Consider the following 22,834-nt stretch of genomic DNA (forward strand, 5'->3'; position numbering starts at 1 on the left):
AAACATACCACTCATCCAGAACATGACTACTCATTTATTTGTCTAATTTGATTACCAAAATACCTTAAAACTTTAGTTGTCCTACCGTTAATCACAGGCAGCTCTTCTTTATTTATCCAACCTATAAGCTCTTGAATATTGGATTTACCAAAATGGTTCAACTTATATTCCCTATCGTAGATACAGTCAGCCATACGTGATACAGTATCCCCTTTGCCATATAGAAGATAAGTCAAAGTGTCTTTTACCTGTTTTTCCTCATTGCCTTCAATAAATGAAGATTTCAAGGTTTCTAAACCACCTTTGTAAAATCGGAATCGGTCATGGAAAGAATGTAATACACATAAAGCATCAACTATATTACTCATTGATGCTGATTGTATTGACTCCTTTGAACCCAACACACGTTTAATTAGAGGATAATTAATCGGTACAATACGACTTTCAAAATGTTCCCATTCCGTGACCAACCATTCACTAATGAGGATTTTGGTTCTATACTTTTGTTGGTCATCCCATCCAAGAGGTTGGTCTTTCCAGGTGTCTTGGGTTGCATAAAAATCTCGTACAAAGCTAAAAAATGAGTCGATTTCTAACCGTAATGGTATTAATTCTCCATCTACTTTTCTTTCATGGTTCTTGTACACACTTTCAATACGACGAAACGCAGTTACAGCTTCTTGATAGGATTTCTGATAAGTCCCTAAAAATATAGATTTATTAGTGCTTTTTTTGCGACCACGATCTATATTTGAAAAGTTCACATCTCCTATTACATCTGTAACAGTACTTTCCATTTCCAATATAGTTTTATTTACTTGTGAGAATTTATTATAAATATTTCGGTATTTTTTTATAGCCTCTTTTGTTAGCACTTCTGCTTCATCCCAATAATCAGAAAACAGCTCAATAAGTTCCGAAAATCGATAATCTTCAGCTTCAATCCCTACCATAACTTCCTGATTAGTCAAGATAGCAGATCGAGTTAGGTTAGCGGAACCCAATAAGATTTTTTTATCACCAAAAATATATAGCTTTGGATGGAAAGAATTACTAGTGAAGAATCTTGCTTCTACGTTGTCGTGATTTAGAAGTTTTTCAAGTGCAATAGGTGAGGTAGGAAAACCAAGGCGAACAACAATCCGCAAGTGACACCCTCTTGCAAGTAAGGCATCGACAACATCAGATTCTGTATAAAATGCTGATGCAATAAATATATCCATACCATCTTCAACATGGTTGATGATACCGTTTTTAACGAAGTCATTTTTAGAAATTCGATTAGTATATAAATCCATCTATATCATCCTGTAATTGTTTTAGCACACCCAACTATGAGCTTTAAAAGGTCTTGACCATTATCTCATATTAAAATAGCACGGTGTTTGCAACGTCTGCTTCTAGCACTGCGCTGATCATTGTCAGCATGCAACGCCTATTCACATCATTCAACTCATACCGGTTTTGCTCGTTTTTTATAATCTAAGCTAAGGTGATCACCCTCAGTGCACACTAGTGTATATCCCCCCTCAAACCATTCACCATCTAACTGCATGAATTAAATAAATAAAAACACAAAGTGAACAGTGTGAACACTTTTCCATAAAATCATTTTACTTTGGATTTAGCGCCGAGCATTCGGTATTCTAGCGAAGCCGTTCCGGGGTATGAGATCCAATAATTAGTACACGTTTAGGTACACGGAACAAAGTTGAATTAGATAAAAACACGTAAATACATTAGCTTGCGAGTTATGTTCAGACTCCGCCAGCCCAAAATTCTCCATCGGTGACACCAGAGTCATCCGATGAAGTCCTTAGAGCCCGCACGACGCAAACCTTGCGGGCTTTTTTGTGTCCGTTACCTTCCGGGACGGTCCGCCTTCATCCAGAGATAATTGGTACACGTTAGAATATATGACCGACTCCCCGCTGATTAACACAGCGCGATTTTAGCAATCCAATCATTATTGGTCAGTGGTCAGAACCGTTGCCAACTTCCGCCGAGCGCTCACAGCAGCCCCCCACAGTCCTACTAGCATTACCGCTCTGAACCAAGAGCGAAAGTTAACAGTTTAAGAAATTAACCTAATTAGCATAAAATCTCTCCACTGAAGGGATACGGGGTGGCGGAAATCAATGACGACAAGGCAATATGCGCAAAAATCAATCTTCGATCTGGAAGCAATCTTCGAACGGTCACTGAACAACGTTAGTGAGCTTGAACAGCTGTTGGGCGAGCTGACTTTTCGCAACACTGCCAGAGCGCGGACGCTGAAAACAAATATTGAGCAAGCCCTAACTGAACTAAGCGTTCGCAGCGTGTCATCCATGTCGGGTTCCAGTCTATCAGCGCGTCATCCCAGTTCAGCGTCCATGCAATCTTCCCAGGTTGTGCAAAGCGATGCGCCTGTAACGACAGTGCAACTGCAACCTACAGCGACTACAGACCCTGTCATGCAACAACAGTTCGGCATCGAACAGGTCGATCCTGGTTCGATCCCGTCTTTCTCTCCATCAGAAAAACCAAATGATGCGCGAGCAATACTGGCAGCATGGACTGCCCTCGAGGCGTTGTCGCCTCAGGGTTATAAGCGTCCAGAGGATATGGCAACCGGCGACCGCTCCAGGGTTGCTCTATTGGAGCGAGGTGTTCCATGGGGACCAAATGCCCGTAGCAAGCCCAGTTATAAGCTTTATTTTGAGGTCGTCCTCGGCTCCATCGCTCTCGACAAGGCGACGGACGAGTTGGTCAAGGTTTTTGGCGAGGATGAGGAGCTTTCACGCCCGGAAGGTAAGAAAGCGGCCATCGGATCGATCCTGATCGACAAGGAAGGTTATGTGCTTGAGGACAAAGGCGTCGCCGTTTCCAGTTTTGCCTGGGCACTCAAGCCGGCTCTCGATATGAAGCTTGGGAGCTTAGGGAATTGGCCAAATGTTGAGCCGCGCATTAAAGCGCATCTGGATCAAATGGTTCGTCGCCATAACGAGGATGGAGAACCCATACCGATCGATTTGGATGTCGTTCTTAACGCTTATAAATGGCTTGTGTCTCAGTTCGGTGTACCTGAGCATATGGTTGAGCCACCCACATTCGCGATTAAGGTGTTTCATCATTTTAAGGCCAAGGCGCCGCCTGAACCATCGTTACTGAATTCCTTCTATCTTGAAGATCTCGCTGAAGCAACCAAACTGCTAGAGACGGGCAAAGCCGGAACCGGTTTGCTCCGCTACATGGGAATTGGCAGGCCTGACCAGAAAATCGACGTGCTATCGCCTATTTCCGCAGTTGAGCCGTATGTCGCACCGTCGCTCATGCCGCAAGCTCGTTGGCCTTCGAAAGGCGGTCATCCATTGGTGCTTCTTCAACAGGCTGCCGTAAATGCGGCGCGTGCTGAGCTGAATGATGCTCCAGGTATCATCGGTGTCAATGGGCCACCGGGTACCGGAAAGACCACTCTTCTGCGAGATATTGTTGTTGGGTGCATTCTTGATCGGGCCACGGCGATGTCCGGCTTCAACAAACCGCAGGATGCCTTTTCCACAACAGGCGAGAAGCTGGCATTCGGTTCCAATGCCTTCCTGCATTTCTACAAGTTACATGCATCCTTGAAGGGCCATGAGATCGTCGTAGCCTCCTCGAATAACAAAGCGGTCGAAAACGTCAGTAAAGAGCTTCCTCTCAAGGATGCCAATGGTCGCCATGAAGAGATCGCCTACTTCCGGTCCATCAGCGACCTGATTGCGAATCCCAAACGCGCCGGCTATTTCGAGGCCGAGGACGACACACCCTCCGATCCTATCGAAACCTGGGGACTGATTGCCGCAGCACTCGGCAAGAGCAGCAACCGAGGCACGTTCCAGCAAGGTTTCTGGTGGAATGAGGACGGCGGTTTCCTTACCTACCTGAAAGCAGCTCGCGGCATAAACGTCATGCGTGAGATCAAGGACGAACAAACTGGCGAAATCATCGATCGCGTGATGCCCAGCGTGGTTGTCAATGAGCGCCCCAGCACCAACGAAGCGGACGCTTTAGCAGCCTGGCGTAAAGCGCGATCCGTTTTCCTTAAACTCAAGGAGACGGTAGATGCCGAAATCGCCAGCATCGAAGAGATGCGACGGGATATCCAGGCGCTCAAGGGGGCGACCACCGAACTTCAAAGAGTGGAACAGCGTCGTCCGAGTCTGAATGAAGCCGTCGAAGAGGCACACCAGATTGTTGCAGCCTGCCAACGGGAGCATGAGAAGGCAAAGTCGCAGATCGAGCAGGACAAAACCTTGCTCGATAGCCATCTTGCTGGCCGTCCAGGTGTCTTCTCCCGCTTGTTCGCGACTGCGGCCTGGAAATCGTGGAGATCGACACTACAGAAGCTCTCTGCGACCTTGCAGCAATCAGTCTTACAGGCACAGGAGAAAGACGGCGCGCTGGAGCTTGCAAGGACTAAGTGGAGCAATTCTGAGTCCCAGTTACAGCAACTCGACCAGGAGATTTCCAGCAAATGTCAGGCTGTCTCAAAATTGAAGGCGACCGAGGCAGAGGCAAGAAACCGCATGGGAGACAGAGTCGTTGATGAGAGATTCTTTGAGCGCGAGCACGAGGCTATCCACCTGACTGCACCATGGCTTCCCGATGAGGTTCATCGCCTGCGGGAGGATCTTTTCGCCGCCGCCCTGGCAGTGCATAAAACGTTCGTCGATGCTTCGGCCAGCCGCTTGCAACACAATCTTGGGCTATTGATGTCGGGCATGGTGGCAGGTGCCTTCCAGTCTCCTGCTCACCGTGAACTTCTTCCCGAACTTTGGTCAAGCCTTTTCATGGTGGTGCCGACTGTGTCCACGACGTTTGCCTCAGTACGAACCATGTTCGGGGATCTGCCACCAGAGAGTATTGGCTGGCTTCTGGTAGATGAAGCGGGCCAGGCAGTTCCTCAGGCAGCAGTTGGAGCAATCATGCGGGCAAAGCGCTCCATCGTGGTAGGTGATCCGTTGCAAATCCCACCTGTGGTTTCGCTTCCTGAAAAGCTGAACGCCGAAATCTGCAAGTTCTTCGACATTGACCAAATCGATTGGTCTGCCCCCGCAGCATCTACGCAGACCCTTGCTGATCAGGCATCGCGCTTCAAATCCACCTTCGTCATGGATGTAGGTGATCGAGAAGTCGGGCTGCCACTCCTCGTTCACAGGCGTTGCCAGAACCCAATGTTCGATGTTTCTAACTCAATCGCTTATGCCGGGCAGATGGTCCATGCTGTCGGGCCTAAGAGACCAGGATCTATCGGCTCGGCTTTGGGGCGATCTCACTGGGTGGATATCAATGGCGATGCAGAGACGAAATGGTGTCCCGACGAAGGGGAAGCGGTTGTACGAATGCTCAAAGAGCTGGCAGCATCGGGCATTACAAATCCGGACGTATTTATCATTACGCCATTCAAGATCGTAGAGCAGAACATGCGTCGGCGTCTCGACAGTGAAACTGATCTGCTGCGGACGTTAGGCGTAAAGTTGGATGAGTGGTGCCGTGATCGCGTAGGCACGATACACACGTTCCAGGGCCGAGAAGCAGACACGGTCATCCTGTTATTGGGTGCTCCGAAAGCAAGTCAGCAAAGAGCGCGTCAGTGGGCGGCAAGCCCGCCAAACATAATCAATGTAGCCGTCTCACGCGCCAAGCAAAACCTGTATGTGGTCGGCTCGGCTGCTGCATGGGCAGGGGCGGGCACTAGTCTGCAGGTCCTACATCGGCAATTGGCGCAATCAGCCTGACAATCTCCGAGGTGAAGTCTTAAGAGCCCGCGCAGTGAAAGCCTTGCGGGCTTTTTTGTGTCTCAGATCTTCCCATAGGATGTACCCATCCCCTTTTTACCGCTATACATTTGGTTTTTCCCATAAAACGCCCCAACTTCTTAATGCGAAAAGCACCTGAAATGCGGTATAAAGCCGCATGAAAATTCCAAACCGAATCCAACCTCTGGTCGATGATGGCCTGATTGACAACGTGCTTCAGCGGCTGAAAAGCGGCAAAGAGGCTGACGTTTACACCGTACTGTGCGGTGACAAAGTTCAGTGTGCCAAAGTGTACAAAGAGGCATCGCAACGCAGCTTCAAGCAAGCCGTGCAATATCAGGAAGGGCGTAAAGTTCGCAACTCCCGCAGCGCCCGTGCCATGCAGAAAGGCTCCAAGTTTGGACGCAAGCAGCAAGAGGACGTGTGGCATACCGCTGAGGTAGATGCACTGTTCCGCCTGGCTAAAGCCGGCGTGCGCGTGCCAGAGCCTTATATGTGTCTGGACGGTGTGTTGTTGATGGAACTGGTTACCGATGCGGATGGGGCCGTTGCGCCTCGTCTGAGCGATATCATGCTGTCGGAACAGGAAGCGCTGGCTGACTTTGACACGATGATTCGTAATATCGTGCGCATGTTATGTGCCGGGATCGTGCATGGCGATCTGTCGGAATTTAATGTACTGCAGGATGCTCAAGGCCCGGTGATCATTGACCTGCCGCAAGCGGTGGATGCAGCGGCGAACAACCACGCTGAATCGATGTTCGCGCGCGATGTAAATAACATCACTGCCTATTACGGTCAGTTTGCCCCACAAATCCTGGCAACGCGTTTTGCCAAGGAGATCTGGCAGTTATATGAAGACGGAAAATTAACGCCTGAAACACCATTAACCGGGCACTTCCTGGAAGAGGTTCATGACGTGGATATGGATTCACTGCTGGACGAGATCATTTCTGCTGAAGATGAATATTATGAGCGTCAGCGTGCGGCTAAAGAGCGTGATGAAGAATAATCTCTTCGGACATCACGCAATAAGCTGACCTTTTCCACATTACGTCTGTTGGGAGTTTAGGAACTTAATGCAAACTCCTCAGATTACGTCATTCCTTCTCAGCATCCTGGAAGCAGTTTCTCATTGCAGCAACTGCGCCCGGTGAAAGCAGCATCGTTGATTTGAGGCTGGCTTCTATTCGACTCACGATCTCCTCTCGCGGTCCCCGTTGCCAGTCGTCGCTGGCGTAAAAATCATCCAGCACCGATTTCATCCTAACTTCGTTTTCAAATTCGCGAATCAGATAGTAGTGATCAATATCATGCCGTGAACAGCCATACGCAACGACATCAATACTGTGCTGGACATGAAGGGGAATGCTGATCTCACGCATTATCTTGTGGAAGTCTTTACCCGTGGTAGGTTTTAATCGATATTGCAAAATTTCAACAATCTTAGCCGCCATCTCTTTTCCTTGAGGTCTTATCCTGATTTAAACACGGCTCTAAACTATCCGCTTACATCGCCATGAGAAAGGGTTGCATGCCGTAAAGCAGTGTCCCATCACATCCTCTCTGCCATGGCATTGCGCTATGCAGTTGTCGGCTGGACAGTCACTGCACATTTTTCGCGCCATCCAAACCTAATGATTCAATTAAGGTTATTCCTGGAGCCAATTCTGGCTGAGCGTGCCATTGTTAGCTACGCTCATAACTCACAGAGCGATTGATGAGGGAATATTCATGAAAAAGACAATTATTGCTGTATCGGCCCTGCTGCTGGCTTCTTCGGCTTTTGCCGCGACTACACATGCAACTGACGAAACCGTAGCGAACGCACAAGCGGGCGCAAACACCGCCAAAGAAAAACTGCACAAAGCGCAGCATCAAGGCGAAGAGCAGAAGCTGAAAGCGCAGCATGCTGCTGAAGGTAAGAGCAACAGCACCACCAGCAAAATCAGCGAAGGCGCTCAAAAAGGTTGGAACAAAACCAAAGAAGGCACCGAGAAAGGCGTTGATGCCACCAAAGAAGGTGCAACCAAAGGCTGGAATGCGACCAAAGAAGGTGCCAGCGAATTGAAGAAGAAAGTAACCGAGTAATTTCTTCTAACTGAATACCGAAAGGCCGCGATTGTGGCCTTTTTTGTTGCCTGCGCCTTTGCGTCCTCAACAATATACACTTACACTCAGCCCAACACTCCATTAACCAGATTCTCTTATGTCTGACACCTTCAAACGCCAGCCCCTGCCCTTACCCAACGGTCACAACAAAGTGCTGCTGCACTCCTGCTGCGCGCCATGTTCGGGGGAAGTGATGGAAGCGATGCTGGCTTCCGGTATTGATTACACCATCTTCTTCTACAACCCAAACATTCACCCATTGAAAGAGTACGAGCTGCGTAAAGATGAGAATATCCGCTTTGCTGAGCAGTTTGGCGTGCCTTTCGTTGATGCCGATTACGATAAAGACAACTGGTTTGATCGTGCACGCGGCATGGAATGGGAGCCGGAACGCGGCGTGCGTTGCACCATGTGTTTTGATATGCGTTTTGAACGTACCGCGCTGTACGCGCATGAAAATGGCTTTCCAGTGATCACCAGTTCGCTGGGCATTTCACGCTGGAAGGATATGAAGCAGATCAATGACTGCGGCGTCCGTGCAGCCGCGCACTATCCTGATATGCTGTATTGGGAATTTAACTGGCGTAAAGGCGGTGGATCCTCGCGCATGATCGAGATCAGCAAGCGCGAGCGTTTCTATCAGCAGGAGTATTGCGGCTGCATCTATTCACTGCGTGACAGCAACCGTCATCGCGTGGCCAGCGGTCGCGAGCGCATTGAAATTGGCGTGCAGTATTACACGCCAGACGAAGAGTAAATAACCTGCTGGCAACCTCCAGCAGGCCGTCAGTATCACCAGGCTAATACCCTGCCGCTGTAATCGACATAATGATGTCCGCCCTGCCCGGCAAAACTATCCATCTGTGCCACTAACCCCTGCGCACTTTCGACGGCGGTAATATCCGCATCATCGCCACCCATATCGGTTTTCACCCAGCCCGGATGCAGTGACAGCAAGGTGGTGCCACGCGATGCCATCTGCTGAACCAAGGCGCGGCTCAGCATGTTGAGCGCAATCTTACTGGCCGAGTAGTAAGGGCGAAGCGCCTCTGGATTTTCGGTCAGGCTACCGAGGCGTGACGTGGTGATGCCGAGCACACCCTGCTTTTCCTGCAGTAGTGGCAACAGACTTTCAGCCATGCGGATAGGTGCCACCGAGTTGGTCATAAACAGCTGCATTAACTCATCATCTCTGGTGGCGATCAGCTCCATCGAGTCCGGGCCGAGAATGCCAGCATTGATCAGCGCACGATCAAACTGCTCGCCTTTGAGCTGCTGAAGTAAGTGCTCACGCTGAGTGGCAATGGTGATATCCAATGGCATCCAGCGCAGCTTCTCATGCTGATAAGAAACGGCGGTGCTGCGATAAGTGGCGGTGACTTCCCAGCCATCGGCGAGTAGTTGCTGCACGACGGCTAATCCAATCCCTTTTGATGCGCCAATAATCAGCGCACGTTTTAACTGGCCCATTTTCACCTCAGAACTGTCTGATATACAGAGAGTAGATTGATAGACTTAAGTCAAATCAACTTAAGTATTACCGCTAATTTTATAAAATAAAATCAGTGTGTTAATTAAAAGCCAAGGTCGTTATTGCGTATTAGCTAACTGGATTTGACAGCAAACTGTTCATTCTTGCGTCACTGTTTATGGCTTTGATAGAGTCCATTTTATGTTCACAGTGAGGATCCCGCATGGATGTCGCTCTTTTACAATCGCTCGATCATAGCGGGCGAGAAAAATTTGACGAGGCAATCAGTGCGTTACAGGGTGATATTTCGACGGCTGCTGCGCGACTCTCCATCGATCCCCGACTGAGAATCGAGTACTCGAAGCTTATCAAGAAAATGGCTGATGACTTACAGTCTCGGGCTAATATGGGATTGATCACTTGGGAAAAGGCCGCGCAGGAAGCACATGAAACGCGAAATGTGATCATGGATATGATCAGGGGGCGCAGCACGCCATTAGGTCGCGCCATGGCCGAACAAATGAAGATGTCCGGCAAAACCTTGAATGCACTCATCGCGAAGAAGGCCACCGAATTGTATGGCGCCAAGGTGCATTTTAATCAATTGTCCAGTAGCCAGCAGGATCGCGTCTATGCCGCTATTGTCGAATCGGCAGGGAAATCTAATCCACGTATCAATCTGAGAATGATGCAACTGTCACGTGCGGGGCGCGGTCTGATTGTCCTCTCCGTTGCCATCTCGGTCTACGAAATCTATCAATCAGATAACAAGGTTTCAGAGGCGGGGCGGCAGTTGGCAATTAATGGCGCTGGCATTGCAGGCGGCGCTGCAGGAGGTGCACTGGCTGGTCTGGCGTGTGGTCCCGGCGCCCCCGTGTGTGTGATGATTGGCGGCTTCGTGGGCGCAGCCCTTGCCGCGTGGCAAATGGGAGCAATTTGGCGATGATGCAGCAGATCTTTAATATTTCTCTGGCAGAGACCACTCCCGCTAGCGAAACCACTCAGGCACGAAGCGAAGTTCTTTTAGATCAACTCCCCAGCGGCATCGTTATTCCCGGCTCAGTGCTGGAAGCTGCGGTAGAAATTAGCGCTGGAAGGTATGTCTTGTTTGTGACCGATGGCAACCTTTATGAAGAATCTCTTACCATCGTGCTTTGTCATCGTGATGCTGGGGTAGAGGAAATTATTCATATTGAGAATATATACACCTCCGGAATGTTTGAGGACCTTGCGGTTCACAGCGATCACATCGAATTTCATTTTCTTGGTGAGTCTCGCTGGTCTCTCTCGGTGGCTGATTCCCCCAAATTCACCCTGCCCTTCTTTGGTGATCCTAAAGGAGTCAAACGAAGCGCAGGATTCAAAAAGCAGCTTTACGTGACTTCATACGAATAAAGGGCAGGATAACCTGCCCTTAGATTCACTAACGTAACACCAACGTTAGCACAATGATCACCACCATCATTATCAGCAGGTGGCACACCACCTTATCGAGATTCCGTTTCCGCATAGTGCCTCCATGGGTTTAGAACCACTGGCCGAAGCGTTTGATGTACAGGGTTTTCATGCCCTGTGCGACGACGCAGTAACCGAGTAATGTCGCTACCAGCCATGGGAAATATGACCATGGCAGCGGCACCAGTCCCACCATGCTGCCCAGCGGAGAGAATGGCAGCAGAATACCGGCAATCATCACGCACGCGGTGGCGAGCAGCACCGGCAATGCAGCCCGGCTCTGAATGAACGGTATTTTCTGGGTGCGCAGCATATGCACCACCAGCGTCTGAGACAGCAACCCTTCCACAAACCAACCTGACTGGAACAGCGACTGCATTTCAGGTGTGTTAGCAGCAAACACGTACCACATTACGGCAAAAGTGGTGATATCAAAGATTGACGAGGTAGGCCCAATCCACAGCATAAAGCGTTTGATATTACGCGCGTCCCATTTACGCGGTTTGCGCAGGAACTCGCGGTCCATTTTGTCCCAGGGCAATGCCAGCTGAGACAGATCGTACATCAGGTTCTGGATCAGCAGATGAATCGCCAGCATTGGCAGGAACGGGATAAAGGCGCTCGCCACCAGCACGGAGAACACGTTGCCGAAGTTGGAGCTGGCGGTCATGTTCAGATACTTGATGATATTGCCGAAGGTCTCGCGTCCTTTCATCACTCCCTCTTCCAGCACCATCAGATCCTTTTCCAGCAGGATGATGTCAGAAGACTCTTTGGCGATGTCTGCGGCGCTGTCGACTGAGATGCCCACATCGGCATCACGCAGCGCGGGGGCATCATTAATGCCGTCGCCGAGGAAGCCAACGGTATGCCCTTGTTGTTGCAGCGCGCGCAAAATGCGTGATTTCTGCAACGGTGTCAGTTTGGCAAACACCGCACTCTGCGCGGCAGCGGTAGCCAACTGCTCATCGCTCATCATGGCAATTTGGTCGCCAGTGACGATATCTCCGCTATCAATCCCCACCTGCTGGCAGATGCGCGCGGTGACCACCGGATTATCGCCGGTCAACACTTTGACGCTGACGCCGTTTTCGCGCAGTGCGGTAATCGCTTTAGCGGCGCTCTCTTTTGGTGGATCGAGGAATGTCAGCAGCCCTTCGACGGTTAACCCTTGCTCATCCGCTACGTTCAGTGCCTGCTGCAAGCCTGGCTCCTCCAATACACGGCTGGCGACCAGCAATACACGGAAGCCCTGTTCGTTGTATTGATGTGCCAGCGCCAACAGTTCTGCACGGCGTTTTTCATCGAGCGGCTGCACCAGTTTCCCTTCACGCTCGGCGGTGGCGATGCTCAGCATCTCTTCCACTGCACCTTTGCAAATCAGCATCTGTTGGTTGAGGCGACGATCGCGCACCACCACTGAAACGCGACGACGCACAAAATCAAACGGCAGCTCATCCACTTTGGCGTAATAGTCGCCCATATCGGCACTGATACGATCTTTGCCATAACGCAGAATGGCGCGATCCATCAGATTTGGCGTGCCGCTCTGATAGTGGCTATTGAGCCAGCTCAGCATCAGCACGCGGGAGTTTTCTACCCCGGCGCAATCCAGATGATGTTCAAGGATGATGTTGTCCTGTGTCAGCGTGCCGGTTTTATCGGTACACAGGATGTCCATCGCCCCGAGGTTTTGAATCGCGTTCAGCCGTTTCACAATCACTTTACGGCGTGACATGGCGATCGCGCCCTTGGCCAGGTTGGAACTGACGATCATCGGCAGCATTTCCGGTGTCAAACCAACCGCGACGGCCAGAGCAAACAGCGAGGCATCCAGCCAGTCGCCTTTGGTTAAACCGTTAATCAGCAACACCACCGGCACCATCACCAGCATGAAGCGGATCAGCAGCCAGCTCACGCTATTGACTCCACGATCAAACGCCGTTTGGGTACGATTACCGACGATCGATTTCGCCAGGCTGCCAAAGTAAGTTTCGCTACCGGTAGCCACCACCACCGCTTTGGCACTGCCGCTGGAGACATTGGTGCCCATCAGACAGACGCTGCCCAGCTCCAGCAGTGAAGCGCCCTGTTCACTCGCCCCGGCGCCTTTGCTGGTGACATGACCGGTAACGTCATATTTCTCAACCGGCAGGGATTCACCGGTCAAAATCGCCTGGCTGATAAACAGGTCACGCGAATCCAGCAGACGAACATCAGCAGGCACCAGATCGCCCGCAGAGAGATAGATAATGTCGCCCGGCACCAGCGTGGCGATATCCACTTCCTGTTTGACCGGCGGCTGCTGCGCGGATTCACGGCGCAGCACGGTGGCAGTGGTGCGCACCATGGATTTCAACGCCTGCGCGGCTTTGTTAGTGCGGAATTCCTGCCAGAAGCGCAGCAAACCGCTGAGCGTTACCATCGTCACAATGATGATGACACCGGTCAGATCGGTCTCCTCGCCTTTGCGCATCGGCATCCAGTAATCGGTGAAAAAGCTGACTGCGGCCAGCGCCATTAATACGTAGATAAATGGGTTGTTAAACGCCTGAAACAGCTGAATCAGCGCCGGTGGCGCTTTATCATGCTCCACCTGATTACGGCCATAGACTTCCAGGCGCGCTTCGGCTTCACGTTCACTCAGCCCCAATGCATCACTACGCAGGCGCACCAGAGTTTCATCAGCGGTGAAACCCGCTTCGTCTTCAATCAGATAGCGCGGTGTTTTCTGGCGTGGCTGGCGCACGCTGTTGTTCCAGGCTTTTTTGTCCTGGTTGAGTTTCATGTCAGTCATGATGACATTCCTCTTTTTTTCGGCAATAAAAGTCCCTGCGCGTTGAGCGCATAATGTGGGATAAATTAAATTAACGGCTTAGCGTTAGTTGATTAAAAATAACCTGTCGGGAACTTCCATATTACCTCCCGGAAATAAGGGCGAAGAAAATCGCTCGTTTAAATAAACGAGAAATGAATATTACGATGTCGATTCCGCTACTGAATGCAGCCCTCAGACCGCCCAAACTTTTCTAGGGGCGTAACAAGGCATGCGCCAGTAACGGCTAAATCTGCACGCTGAAGATCAGCGCGCGCATCGAGGCGGAGGGAAAAGTGCGTTTAAAATCATGTGCATGATGAAATTCCCACGGGTTTCAGCCCGTTACAACCAGTGTTAAAGGGAACAATCATCAGAGAGAGGTGAGGATTGCTGCCCGCCGTGTTGGCAAGCAGCGACAAAAGAATTCGCGCGTCAGCTTGCCTTGTATTGCCATCTTAAAGGGTGACTGTCCAACTGAATTCTCCTGTTTGAAGTTGGCGCTATTATATTCCTGAAGTAAACGAAGTAAAGTTAATTATTCCCGTTGCGTTATTCATTTAATTTTCGTTGCGATTTGGTTGATAGAAGCGGGAAAAACACGCGCCCCTAACCACATCCTGCGGCATCAATACCATCATATTTAACAAGCTTATAACTAAACTACGGCACTTAGAACCGCAAAGCATATGCATAGCCATAAATTGACTATTCTTCATTACGCCGCTCTCGTAAACTCGCGTTACTTTTTTAAGGCAAGGAAACAACATGAAAAAAATTATTCCCTCACTGCTGGCATTATCGCTGGTAGCCGCCTTCTCTGCTCAGGCCGCAACACCGAAGGATACGCTGGTGATTGCGCAGTCGACTGATGATGCTGATAGCTTCGACCCCGCACAGGGCTTTGAACTGACCACGGTGCAAGCGTTCACTAACATCTATCAACGATTGGTCCAGTCTGACCCGACCAATCCTACTGATTTGAAACCCACGTTGGCCACTTCATGGACCTCAGGTAGTGATAATCGCAGCCTGACTTTTGAACTGCGTAAAGGCGCGCAATTCGCCAGCGGTAATCCGCTGCGTCCGGAAGATGTCATCTTCTCGCTGGGCCGCGTGGTGAAACTGAACCTCGACCCTTCCTTTATCCTGACCCAACTGGGCTGGAATAAAGACAATGTCGATACCTTCCTGAAGAAGGTCGATGACAATCATGTGCAGATCAGCTGGAGCGCCAACGTCAGCCCGGCCTATGTGCTGAGCCTGCTGTCTGCCCCGGTTTCATCGATTGTTGATGAGAAGACCGCACAGGCCAACGCGAAAAACGGCGACTTCGGCCACGCGTGGCTGGGCACCCACTCTGCCGGCAGCGGCCCGTATCAGATCCGTAAAGTGGTGCTGCATGAAGTGGTGCTGCTCACCGCCAACCCGACGTCACCGGCTGGTGCACCGAAGCTGAAAAACATCTTAATCAAGAACGTGCCTGAGCCAGCGGCGCGTCGCTTGCTGCTGGAGCAGGGCGATGTGGATATCGCACGTAACCTCGGCGCTGACCAAATCGCCGCGCTGAAAGACAAAGCGGGTGTGAAGACCGAAGCGATTCCTATGGCCTCGCTCTATTACATCCAGTTCAACGTCGGTGAGAACCCGGTGCTGAAGAATCCCGCGCTGTGGGAAGCGGCCCGTTACCTGTTCGACTATAAAGGCATCGCCAACGATCTGTTGAAAGGCCAGTTCGAAGTCCATCAGACTTTCTTGCCGAAAGGTTTCCTCGGCGCGCTGAATGACACGCCGTACAGCTACGATCCGGAAAAAGCCAAAGCCATTCTGAAGAAAGCGGGTCTGACCAACGTCAGCTTTAAGCTCTCCACCAGCAACCAACCGCCGTACCTGGATATCGCTCAGGCCTTGCAGGGCAGCTTTGCCAAAGGTGGCGTGAAGGTGGAAGTGCAGCCGGGTCTGAGTTCTGAAGTGTCAACCCGCGTGAAAGCGCACCAGTATGAAGCCACGTTGAATGCCTGGGGTGCGGACTATTTCGATCCGAACACCAATGCCGCCTCCTTTGCTTACAACCCTGAAGATGGCAGCAAAACCATTGCCTACCGCTCTGACTGGCATATTCCTGAGTTGAGCAAGCAGACGCTGGCGGCCACCGCCGAAGCCGACAGCAACAAGCGTGTGGAACTGTACCAGGCCATGCAGCGTGAAGTGCTGAAAAACTCACCGTATGTGATCGGTTTGCAGGCACGTAACCTGATTGCACTGCGCGATAACCTGAAAGGCTATGTGCAGGGGATTAACCCAGACATGGTGTACTACTCGCAGGTCTCTAAGTAATGGCAGTGTCTGCTTCACAGGCCGGGTTCGCCCGGCCGCTCTGGCAACGCTTTAGCCGCCTGGTCACCAGTGTGTTATCACTGCTGGTGACGCTGGTAGGTTTGTTAGCGTTCACTTTCATGTTGTCGCACCTGTCGCCGGTCGATCCGGTACAGCAAATCGCGGGCGATCACGCCAGCGAAGCAACTTATGCGCAGGTGCGTCACGATCTCGGTCTCGATCAGCCGGTACTGGTACAGTTCTGGCGCTATATCAGCCATCTGGCTCAGGGCAACTTAGGGCTTTCGCATCTCACCAATCAGCCGGTGAGCGCGGATTTGATGCGCACCTTTCCAGCCACTATCGAACTGGCCACTTGCGCGATGATCTTCGCCGCCGTGTTTGGCATTACGCTGGCGCTGCTGGCGGCATGGAAGCCGGGTAGCGTCATTGATAACGTGGCGCGTTTTATTTCACTGCTCGGCTATTCAGTACCGGTGTTCTGGCTGGGCCTGCTCGGTCTGCTGCTGTTTTACGCGGTGCTGCACTGGTCTGCGGGACCGGGACAGCTGGATGATATCTGGATCTACACGCTGGAGCCGAAAACCGGCTTTGTGCTGATCGATAGCTGGCTGTCTGGCGATCCTGAAATGTTCCGCAATGCGATTGCGCACCTGTGGCTGCCGGTGGTGATCCTCGGCCTGCTGGCGATGGCTGGCATTACGCGCCTACTGCGTGCGGCGCTGCTGGAAGAGAGCAGCAAAGAGTATGTGATTCTGGCGCGCGCAAAAGGCGCAGGCCGCACTCGCATCTTGTTACGCCATATCTTTCCCAACGTCCTTGGCACGCTGATCACCGTCATCGCCCTCTCCTACGCCACGCTGCTGGAAGGTTCGGTGTTAACCGAAACGGTATTCGCCTGGCCAGGTGTTGGACGCTACATGACGAACGCGCTGTTTTCCTCGGATACACCCGCGATTCTCGGCTCGACCCTGCTGATTGGCAGCTGCTTTATTCTGCTTAACGCCGTGGCCGATGCCTTAACCTGGTTAACCGATCCGAGAACCCGATGACTCAACAACTCTCTGAACTGGAAACCCTGCGGCCACGCCGCCGCCGTGCACGCGTCACCTCACTCACCATTGGCTTAACGCTGGTGTTGATTGTGGTGGCGATGGCGCTGTTTGCCCCGCTGCTGGCCCCGTTCGATCCTAACGCGCAGGTGATTGCCCAGCGCTTGCAGTCCCCTTCTGCCGTGCACTGGTTCGGTACCGATGGCTTTGGCCGTGATTTATTGTCCCGCGTGATCTACGGCGCACGGCCGACGCTGCTGCTGGTGTCGCTGATTCTGCTGCTGACCATTCCGGTTGGCCTGCTGGTTGGCATCACGGCGGGCTATGTCGGCGGCTGGACCGAGCGCGTGCTGATGCGCATAACCGATATCTTCCTGTCACTGCCGAATCTGGTGATCGCCCTGGCGCTGGTTGCCATGCTCGGTCCGGGATTGATGAACGGCGCGCTGGCGCTGGCGCTAACCAGTTGGCCGCCGTTTGCCCGTCAGGCACGTGCTGAAACCCTGGCGTTACGCCGCAGTGATTATCTGGCTGCCGCACGCATGCAGGGCATTACCGGTCTGCGCCTGATGTTCGGCCACATTTTGCCGCTGTGTTTACCGACAGCCGTGGTGCGTGCAGCTCTGAGTCTGGGTGGCATCATTCTTTCCGCAGCCGGTCTGGGCTTCCTCGGCATGGGCGTGCAACCGCCGACCGCCGAATGGGGTTCAATGGTCGCGGAAGGCAGCAAAGTGATTTTCGATCAGTGGTGGGTAGCCGCCGCGCCTGGCGGTGCGATTCTGTTTGCCAGCCTGGCGTTTAACCTGACAGGCGATGGCCTGCGCGACCGACTGGATACTCGTCATGCCAAATGATCTGTTAATTGATGCCCAAGGGCTGACCATCCGCAGCGAGGATGCACTGCTGGTGGATAATATCGCTTTCCAGATTGGCCGTGAGCGCGTGGCGCTGGTCGGTGAATCCGGTTCCGGCAAATCACTCACCGCCCGCTCACTGATGGGTTTGCTGTCACCCGCTCTGCATCTGCAAGCCGATTGTTTGCAGGTGGCGGGGGCTGATGCGCTGTCACTGAGTGAACGTGACTGGATCACCCTACGCGGTGGCAAAGTGGCGATGGTGATGCAGGACCCGAAATACGCGCTGAATCCGACGCGCACCATCGGCTGGCAGGTGGAAGAGCCGCTGGTGCTGCACCGCAAAATGAGCCGAGCCGAACGCGAAGCCAAAGTGTGCGAGATGCTGGAGGCGGTCGGTCTTCCCGAGCCGCGCCAGTTGATGAAACGCTATCCCCATCAGCTCTCTGGCGGTATGGGGCAACGCGTGATGCTGGCGATTGCGCTGATCACCGATCCCGACCTGCTGATTGCCGATGAACCGACTTCAGCGCTCGATCACGCGATGCGCGATCAGGTACTGGCGCTGATCCGTCGGTTGGTCGAGCAGCGCAATATGGGCTTGCTGCTGATCAGCCACGATCTGCAACAGGTTTCCGAACACTGCGATCGGGTGATGGTGATGTATAAGGGCCGTCTGCTGGATACACTGCCTGCAGCGCAGCTTGCGAATGCTACCCATCCCTACACCCGCACACTGTGGGCGTGTCGTCCCAGCAAAGCGACACATGGCGAACGTCTGCCGGTGTTGGATCGCGCGTCGCTGGAGAAGAGTGATGATTGAGTTAAGCCACCTCAGCGTGTCCCACAAACAGGGTTACGAGCTGCGTACCGTGGTGCATGATATTTCGCTGCAGGTTGCGCCGGGCGAGTGTTTTGGTCTGGTTGGGCCTTCGGGTTGTGGTAAGTCATCGCTGCTGTGGGTGATGGCCGGGTTGAATCCCTTCTGGAGCGGCACGATGCAGCTGGCAGGCACCGCAGTGCAACCGGGTAAAGCCTTTACCGGTCCACTGCGCCGTGATGTGCAGATGGTGTTTCAGGACCCTTATGCCTCGCTGCATCCGCGTCATCGCCTGCGCCGTACCCTGGCAGAACCGCTGAAAATGCTGAAGCGCGACAATATCGACGATCGCATTAATGACGGCTTCCGCCATGTGGGTTTGGATCCGGCGTTGGCGGATCGCTATCCGCATCAGCTCTCTGGTGGACAGCGGCAACGTGTGGCGATTGTCCGTGCGCTGCTGCTGGAGCCGAAGATCCTGCTGCTCGATGAGCCAACCTCGGCGCTGGATATGTCAGTGCAGGCGGAGATCCTCAACCTGTTAAACGACCTGAAGCAGAATGATGGGTTGACCATGGTGCTGGTGAGCCACGATCCCGATGTGATCGATCATATGTGCGACCGTGCAGCGCATATGGCACTGGGCCGGATAGTGGCTTAACCCCAAGGAGTATTGTCGGGGCGTGCCTTGGCGCGCCCGATGCATCAACTGGCGGCCTGAAGGCCGCACCCTACAAAAGCATACGATAGCGACACATTTTATCCCCGCTTAATGCGCCATTGCCTGCAGCGTTTCGCTGCGAATCGATTCGGTGACTTCGGCTTTGAGCGTCATAAATTCCGGTGACGTTTTGATGGTGTAATCCCGCTGCGCGTTGAAATTCACCGCCACTTCCTGTTTGATGCGGCCAGGGCGCGCGCTGAATATCGCCACTTTGTTCGCCATGAAAATCGCTTCATCAATGTCATGCGTCACGAACAATACGGTTTTGCGCGACTGCTCCCACACGGACAGCAACAGTTCCTGCATCATCACGCGCGTTTGGTTATCCAGCGCGCCAAAGGGTTCATCCATCAACAGTACTTTGGGGTCGTTGGCCAGCGCACGGGCTATCGCGGTACGTTGTTGCATCCCGCCAGAGAGCTGGCGCGGATAGTGCTGGGCAAAACCGCGTAATCCCACTTGCTGGATGTAATAATCGCTGCGCTCTTTCTGCTGTGCCGCACTGAGACCGCGCTCCTGCAAACCAAAGCGGATGTTCTCTTCCACCGTCAGCCATGGGAACAAGGTGTAACTCTGGAACACCATGCCGCGATCGGCCCCCGGCCCCTCCACGCTCTTGCCGTCCAGCCAGATTTCTCCGCGCGTTGGCGTATCCAAACCGGCGATGATGCGCAGCAGCGTGGATTTGCCGCAGCCAGATGGCCCGAGAATGGTGATGAAATCATTCTCCTCCACCTGATAGTGGATCGGTTGCAGCGCCTGCGTTTGCTCGCCTTTCGGCCCGGTAAAAATGCGTTCGACACCGCGAACGTTAAGTTTGCTGTGCTTCATCACAAGGTACTCCATGCAAACAAGCGCCGGTTGAGCACTTTGAACAGATAGTCGGAGATCAGGCCAATGCAGCCAATCACAATGATGCCGAAAATGATCTGCCCGGTGTTAAGCAGCGCCTGGCTATCGACGATCATGTGGCCGATACCACTCTCCGATCCGATCAACTCAGCGACAATCACATAGGTCCACGCCCAACCCAGCACTAAGCGCAGCAGTTCGGCAATGCCCGGTGCCGCGCCCGGTATCAGCACGCGGCGCACGATCGAACGGTTGCTGCATCCCAGCGTGTAGGCGGCTTCAACCAGATCGCGCCGCGCACCGCTGACGGTCACCGCGACCATTAAAACGATCTGGAAGAATGAGCCGATAAAGATCACCAAAATCTTCTGTGTTTCACCAATACCGGCCCACAGGATCAGCAACGGCACGAATGCCGAAGCCGGTAAGTAACGGCAAAAGGAGACGAAGGGTTCGAGAAAGGCTTCCCAGGTTTTATAGGCGCCCATCATGATGCCCAGCGGCACACCAATTATCGCGGCCAGTAAGAAGCCGGCCAGCACGCGCATCACCGTCATGCCGATATCCAACGAGAAGTTGTACTCGGTGAACAGCACCACACCCTGCTGCAGCATGGTAAGTGGATCCGCCAGAAACGTGGGCGATACCATGCCGCCCAGCGTCACCAGCGTCCACACCGCGATGAACAGCACAAAGAACGCCACGCCCAGCGCGATACGTAAGCGCAGCGAAATGGCTTTCAGCGGCACCATTAACGGGTTATGCCAGCGCGTGGGCGCATCGGGCAGTGACGCAGGCGGGCTTACCGGTTGGCTTTTACTCATCTCCATCTCCTTTCTCCTGCTTACTGCACGAAGCTGGCGTCGTACAAGCTTTTCACGTCCGGCATTTTCTTGATCACACCCGCGCGCAGCAGCAGCTTGCCCGCTTCATCGCTAAAGGTTTCAATCTCACCGCTAAAGAACTTTTTGTTCTCCTCTGGCCCCTGCCAGCGCAAGAAACTGGCTGACTCGGCAAACTCTTTGCCGGTGGATTTCACCGCAGCACCCATGATTTCGTTGGACTTGTCAGGCTGCTGTTTGATCATTTCCAGTGCATCGTAATAGCTGGCCACCAGCGCTTTGGCGGCGTCCGGGTGGTCTTTCAGGAAGGTCGGCGTACAACCCAACGTGTCCATCACCATCGGGTAATCCAGCGTGGTAGCGAGGATTTTTCCTGCCTTAGGTTGATTGCGGATCACCGATAAATAGGGTTCATAAGTTACCGCCGCATCGTTCTGACCCGCCGCGAAGGATTGCGCAGCCGCCTGCGGTGCCATGGTGGCGAGACGCAAGTCTTTCATCGTCATGCCGTTTTTATCCAGCATCCACGCCAGCAAGAAGTAAGGCGAGGTGCCCGGGGCATCGACCGCGATGGTTTTGCCTTTCAGATCTTTGATGCTGGTGATGTCACTGCGAGTGGCGAGGCCATCCGCGCCGTAGGATTTGTCCAGCTGGACGATCTGCTTGATCGGCACGCCAGCTGCATTCCAGGAGATGTAGGTTTCGACGGTGGTTGCTGCACACTGGATGGTGCCGGACGCCACCGCCAGATGTCGGCTGCTTTGCGGGATCATTTTCACATCGACATCCAGGCCATGCTTTTTGAAGATCCCGGCCTTATCCGCCAGCGTCAGCGGGGCAAAACCGGTCCAGCCGGAGATACCGATAGCGATTTTGGTGTCAGCGGCTTGCGCACCCAAAGCACTGGCGCAAAGTACCGCTGCGGTTAACACACGAACAACATGTTGCACTGGCTTGCCCATCTTCCACTCCTGATAAAAGGTGATGAAAAACAACGGTTGTATAGTCTTATCTATACAAGCCAAGCAATGCCTGTGCCAGAACGGTAAAACCAGAGGTGGTGCGGTGGTGATGTGGATTGGTGCACCGAGGCAGTGCATGAATAGCGGAAAGATCGGTCATGCTGGTGCGGACTGTTTGAGGGTGCGCATCAATGCGCACCCTACAAAAAAACCGCATCCATTCTTGTAGGCTCGCCATTTATGGCGACCTCAATGATTAACCGCCGCGCGCGCCCACCACGTTCAAACGTGGCTGCGGATGTTCAGGTTTCAGGTCGTACATGCCGCCATAGAACGGATCGACCAGCAACCAGCCAGGGAAGCCCAGCAGAGGAATATTGCCCAGCAGATACCACAAGTTAGCACTGGCCTCGATCGGCAGCGTCACCGGCACATAGCCTGGGCTCTCCAGCATCACCTGATAGTGTTTCTTACCGAAGTAGTTGCCGGTGGATTTTGCCAGCTCGACGGTTTGTGGCGTATAGCCCTGTGCCACGGCACGGCCCGTCTCATCCTGCACGGTGAAGCGCGCGCCCTGCGGCACAGAGTCAATTTTTACCGGCTGCGTTTCCGTGCCGACAATAGTGGCACAGCCGCTCAGCAGCAGCGCAGTGGCAGGAAGAAGGTGTCGCAGGTTCATAGCAGGTCCGCTTTAGCATCAGATAGGACAGTCTAAACTGCCCTATTCCGCTTTTCACTCGCCTCAATCGCGCTAT

The 22,834-nt window shown here is 52.8% G+C and carries 19 protein-coding genes; 11 read left to right on the forward strand and 8 right to left on the reverse strand.

Annotated features, from left to right (window positions below; genetic code table 11):
- Positions 1-26 precede the first annotated feature (26 nt).
- Positions 27-1,298 (reverse strand): phospholipase D family protein, encoded by a 1,272-nt coding sequence (locus QMZ30_RS05095; protein WP_283226598.1) that lies wholly within the window; start codon positions 1,296-1,298, stop codon positions 27-29.
- 840 nt (positions 1,299-2,138) lie between these two features.
- On the opposite strand from QMZ30_RS05095, the gene QMZ30_RS05100 reads away from it, so the two are divergent.
- Together QMZ30_RS05100 and QMZ30_RS05105 are read left to right on the forward strand one after the other, a co-directional pair.
- Positions 2,139-5,762: a DEAD/DEAH box helicase gene (locus tag QMZ30_RS05100; RefSeq protein WP_283226599.1), complete on the forward strand. Its 3,624-nt coding sequence runs from the start codon at positions 2,139-2,141 to the stop codon at positions 5,760-5,762.
- 178 nt (positions 5,763-5,940) lie between these two features.
- Positions 5,941-6,795 carry a PA4780 family RIO1-like protein kinase gene (locus tag QMZ30_RS05105; protein ID WP_283226600.1) on the forward strand — a complete coding sequence of 285 codons (855 nt, stop codon included), beginning with the start codon at positions 5,941-5,943 and terminating at the stop codon, positions 6,793-6,795.
- Between the two features lie 88 nt (positions 6,796-6,883).
- Here the strand turns inward: QMZ30_RS05105 and QMZ30_RS05110 are convergent, their stop codons facing one another.
- Positions 6,884-7,240 (reverse strand): NIPSNAP family protein, encoded by a 357-nt coding sequence (locus tag QMZ30_RS05110; RefSeq protein ID WP_283226601.1) that lies wholly within the window; start codon positions 7,238-7,240, stop codon positions 6,884-6,886.
- A gap of 277 nt (positions 7,241-7,517) precedes the next feature.
- Here QMZ30_RS05110 and QMZ30_RS05115 point away from each other — a divergent pair, with 277 nt between their 5' ends.
- Together QMZ30_RS05115 and QMZ30_RS05120 are read left to right on the forward strand one after the other, a co-directional pair.
- On the forward strand, positions 7,518-7,874 hold the full coding sequence (locus QMZ30_RS05115) for a KPN_00521 family repetitive protein (RefSeq protein WP_283226602.1): 357 nt from the start codon (positions 7,518-7,520) through the stop codon (positions 7,872-7,874).
- Between the two features lie 118 nt (positions 7,875-7,992).
- Positions 7,993-8,652, forward strand: a complete 660-nt coding sequence (locus QMZ30_RS05120) for an epoxyqueuosine reductase QueH (RefSeq protein ID WP_283226603.1) — start codon at positions 7,993-7,995, stop codon at positions 8,650-8,652.
- A gap of 35 nt (positions 8,653-8,687) precedes the next feature.
- On the opposite strand, the gene QMZ30_RS05125 is transcribed toward QMZ30_RS05120, so the two are convergent.
- Positions 8,688-9,365 (reverse strand): SDR family oxidoreductase, encoded by a 678-nt coding sequence (locus QMZ30_RS05125; protein ID WP_283226604.1) that lies wholly within the window; start codon positions 9,363-9,365, stop codon positions 8,688-8,690.
- A 224-nt stretch (positions 9,366-9,589) separates the two neighbouring features.
- Here QMZ30_RS05125 and QMZ30_RS05130 point away from each other — a divergent pair, with 224 nt between their 5' ends.
- Together QMZ30_RS05130 and QMZ30_RS05135 are read left to right on the forward strand one after the other, a co-directional pair.
- Complete coding sequence (locus QMZ30_RS05130; RefSeq protein WP_283226605.1) at positions 9,590-10,312, forward strand: hypothetical protein; 723 nt, start codon at positions 9,590-9,592, stop codon at positions 10,310-10,312.
- The gene (locus QMZ30_RS05135; RefSeq protein WP_283226606.1) at positions 10,309-10,761 is read left to right on the forward strand and encodes a hypothetical protein; all 453 of its coding nucleotides are present in this window, start codon (positions 10,309-10,311) and stop codon (positions 10,759-10,761) included. The genes QMZ30_RS05130 and QMZ30_RS05135 overlap by 4 nt, the downstream gene beginning before the upstream one ends.
- A gap of 130 nt (positions 10,762-10,891) precedes the next feature.
- Here QMZ30_RS05135 and mgtA read toward each other — a convergent pair whose 3' ends face one another.
- Positions 10,892-13,618 carry a magnesium-translocating P-type ATPase gene (gene mgtA, locus QMZ30_RS05140; RefSeq protein ID WP_283226607.1) on the reverse strand — a complete coding sequence of 909 codons (2,727 nt, stop codon included), beginning with the start codon at positions 13,616-13,618 and terminating at the stop codon, positions 10,892-10,894.
- A gap of 786 nt (positions 13,619-14,404) precedes the next feature.
- Between mgtA and QMZ30_RS05145 the strand changes: the two genes are divergently transcribed.
- Genes QMZ30_RS05145 through QMZ30_RS05165 form a run of 5 tightly spaced genes read left to right on the forward strand, consistent with a single transcriptional unit; the run spans position 14,405 to position 19,360 of the window.
- The gene (locus tag QMZ30_RS05145) at positions 14,405-15,973 is read left to right on the forward strand and encodes an ABC transporter substrate-binding protein (RefSeq protein ID WP_283226608.1); all 1,569 of its coding nucleotides are present in this window, start codon (positions 14,405-14,407) and stop codon (positions 15,971-15,973) included.
- Complete coding sequence (locus QMZ30_RS05150; RefSeq protein WP_283226609.1) at positions 15,973-17,025, forward strand: ABC transporter permease; 1,053 nt, start codon at positions 15,973-15,975, stop codon at positions 17,023-17,025. The genes QMZ30_RS05145 and QMZ30_RS05150 overlap by 1 nt, the downstream gene beginning before the upstream one ends.
- Positions 17,022-17,879: an ABC transporter permease gene (locus QMZ30_RS05155; RefSeq protein ID WP_058968112.1), complete on the forward strand. Its 858-nt coding sequence runs from the start codon at positions 17,022-17,024 to the stop codon at positions 17,877-17,879. Before QMZ30_RS05150 ends, QMZ30_RS05155 begins: the two co-directional genes overlap by 4 nt.
- Positions 17,869-18,702, forward strand: coding sequence for an ABC transporter ATP-binding protein (locus QMZ30_RS05160; protein ID WP_283226610.1), 834 nt, complete (start codon positions 17,869-17,871; stop codon positions 18,700-18,702). The genes QMZ30_RS05155 and QMZ30_RS05160 overlap by 11 nt, the downstream gene beginning before the upstream one ends.
- A complete protein-coding gene (locus QMZ30_RS05165) occupies positions 18,695-19,360 on the forward strand; it encodes an ABC transporter ATP-binding protein (RefSeq protein ID WP_283226611.1) in 666 nt (221 codons plus the stop codon). Before QMZ30_RS05160 ends, QMZ30_RS05165 begins: the two co-directional genes overlap by 8 nt.
- A gap of 108 nt (positions 19,361-19,468) precedes the next feature.
- Here the strand turns inward: QMZ30_RS05165 and QMZ30_RS05170 are convergent, their stop codons facing one another.
- From QMZ30_RS05170 to QMZ30_RS05185, 4 genes are all read right to left on the reverse strand, one after another.
- A complete protein-coding gene (locus QMZ30_RS05170) occupies positions 19,469-20,254 on the reverse strand; it encodes an ABC transporter ATP-binding protein (RefSeq protein ID WP_039333530.1) in 786 nt (261 codons plus the stop codon).
- Entirely contained in the window at positions 20,254-21,099 is an 846-nt protein-coding gene (locus tag QMZ30_RS05175) for an ABC transporter permease (protein ID WP_052206120.1), read from the reverse strand. The genes QMZ30_RS05170 and QMZ30_RS05175 overlap by 1 nt, the downstream gene beginning before the upstream one ends.
- A gap of 20 nt (positions 21,100-21,119) precedes the next feature.
- Positions 21,120-22,079 (reverse strand): ABC transporter substrate-binding protein, encoded by a 960-nt coding sequence (locus QMZ30_RS05180; RefSeq protein WP_283226612.1) that lies wholly within the window; start codon positions 22,077-22,079, stop codon positions 21,120-21,122.
- A gap of 256 nt (positions 22,080-22,335) precedes the next feature.
- On the reverse strand, positions 22,336-22,758 hold the full coding sequence (locus QMZ30_RS05185) for a hypothetical protein (RefSeq protein WP_038645291.1): 423 nt from the start codon (positions 22,756-22,758) through the stop codon (positions 22,336-22,338).
- Between the last annotated feature and the right edge of the window lie 76 nt (positions 22,759-22,834).

Source organism: Pantoea sp. EA-12, assembly GCF_030053355.1.
In the GTDB taxonomy this organism is placed as follows: Bacteria; Pseudomonadota; Gammaproteobacteria; order Enterobacterales; family Enterobacteriaceae; genus Pantoea; species Pantoea vagans_C.

Coding starts and splice junctions, on each gene's coding strand:
- QMZ30_RS05095 (WP_283226598.1), bottom strand. CDS start 1,298: ATGGATTTATATACTAATCGAATTTCTAAAAATGACTTCGTTAAAAAC.
- QMZ30_RS05100 (WP_283226599.1), top strand. CDS start 2,139: ATGACGACAAGGCAATATGCGCAAAAATCAATCTTCGATCTGGAAGCA.
- QMZ30_RS05105 (WP_283226600.1), top strand. CDS start 5,941: ATGAAAATTCCAAACCGAATCCAACCTCTGGTCGATGATGGCCTGATT.
- QMZ30_RS05110 (WP_283226601.1), bottom strand. CDS start 7,240: ATGGCGGCTAAGATTGTTGAAATTTTGCAATATCGATTAAAACCTACC.
- QMZ30_RS05115 (WP_283226602.1), top strand. CDS start 7,518: ATGAAAAAGACAATTATTGCTGTATCGGCCCTGCTGCTGGCTTCTTCG.
- QMZ30_RS05120 (WP_283226603.1), top strand. CDS start 7,993: ATGTCTGACACCTTCAAACGCCAGCCCCTGCCCTTACCCAACGGTCAC.
- QMZ30_RS05125 (WP_283226604.1), bottom strand. CDS start 9,365: ATGGGCCAGTTAAAACGTGCGCTGATTATTGGCGCATCAAAAGGGATT.
- QMZ30_RS05130 (WP_283226605.1), top strand. CDS start 9,590: ATGGATGTCGCTCTTTTACAATCGCTCGATCATAGCGGGCGAGAAAAA.
- QMZ30_RS05135 (WP_283226606.1), top strand. CDS start 10,309: ATGATGCAGCAGATCTTTAATATTTCTCTGGCAGAGACCACTCCCGCT.
- mgtA (WP_283226607.1), bottom strand. CDS start 13,618: ATGACTGACATGAAACTCAACCAGGACAAAAAAGCCTGGAACAACAGC.
- QMZ30_RS05145 (WP_283226608.1), top strand. CDS start 14,405: ATGAAAAAAATTATTCCCTCACTGCTGGCATTATCGCTGGTAGCCGCC.
- QMZ30_RS05150 (WP_283226609.1), top strand. CDS start 15,973: ATGGCAGTGTCTGCTTCACAGGCCGGGTTCGCCCGGCCGCTCTGGCAA.
- QMZ30_RS05155 (WP_058968112.1), top strand. CDS start 17,022: ATGACTCAACAACTCTCTGAACTGGAAACCCTGCGGCCACGCCGCCGC.
- QMZ30_RS05160 (WP_283226610.1), top strand. CDS start 17,869: ATGCCAAATGATCTGTTAATTGATGCCCAAGGGCTGACCATCCGCAGC.
- QMZ30_RS05165 (WP_283226611.1), top strand. CDS start 18,695: ATGATTGAGTTAAGCCACCTCAGCGTGTCCCACAAACAGGGTTACGAG.
- QMZ30_RS05170 (WP_039333530.1), bottom strand. CDS start 20,254: ATGAAGCACAGCAAACTTAACGTTCGCGGTGTCGAACGCATTTTTACC.
- QMZ30_RS05175 (WP_052206120.1), bottom strand. CDS start 21,099: ATGAGTAAAAGCCAACCGGTAAGCCCGCCTGCGTCACTGCCCGATGCG.
- QMZ30_RS05180 (WP_283226612.1), bottom strand. CDS start 22,079: ATGGGCAAGCCAGTGCAACATGTTGTTCGTGTGTTAACCGCAGCGGTA.
- QMZ30_RS05185 (WP_038645291.1), bottom strand. CDS start 22,758: ATGAACCTGCGACACCTTCTTCCTGCCACTGCGCTGCTGCTGAGCGGC.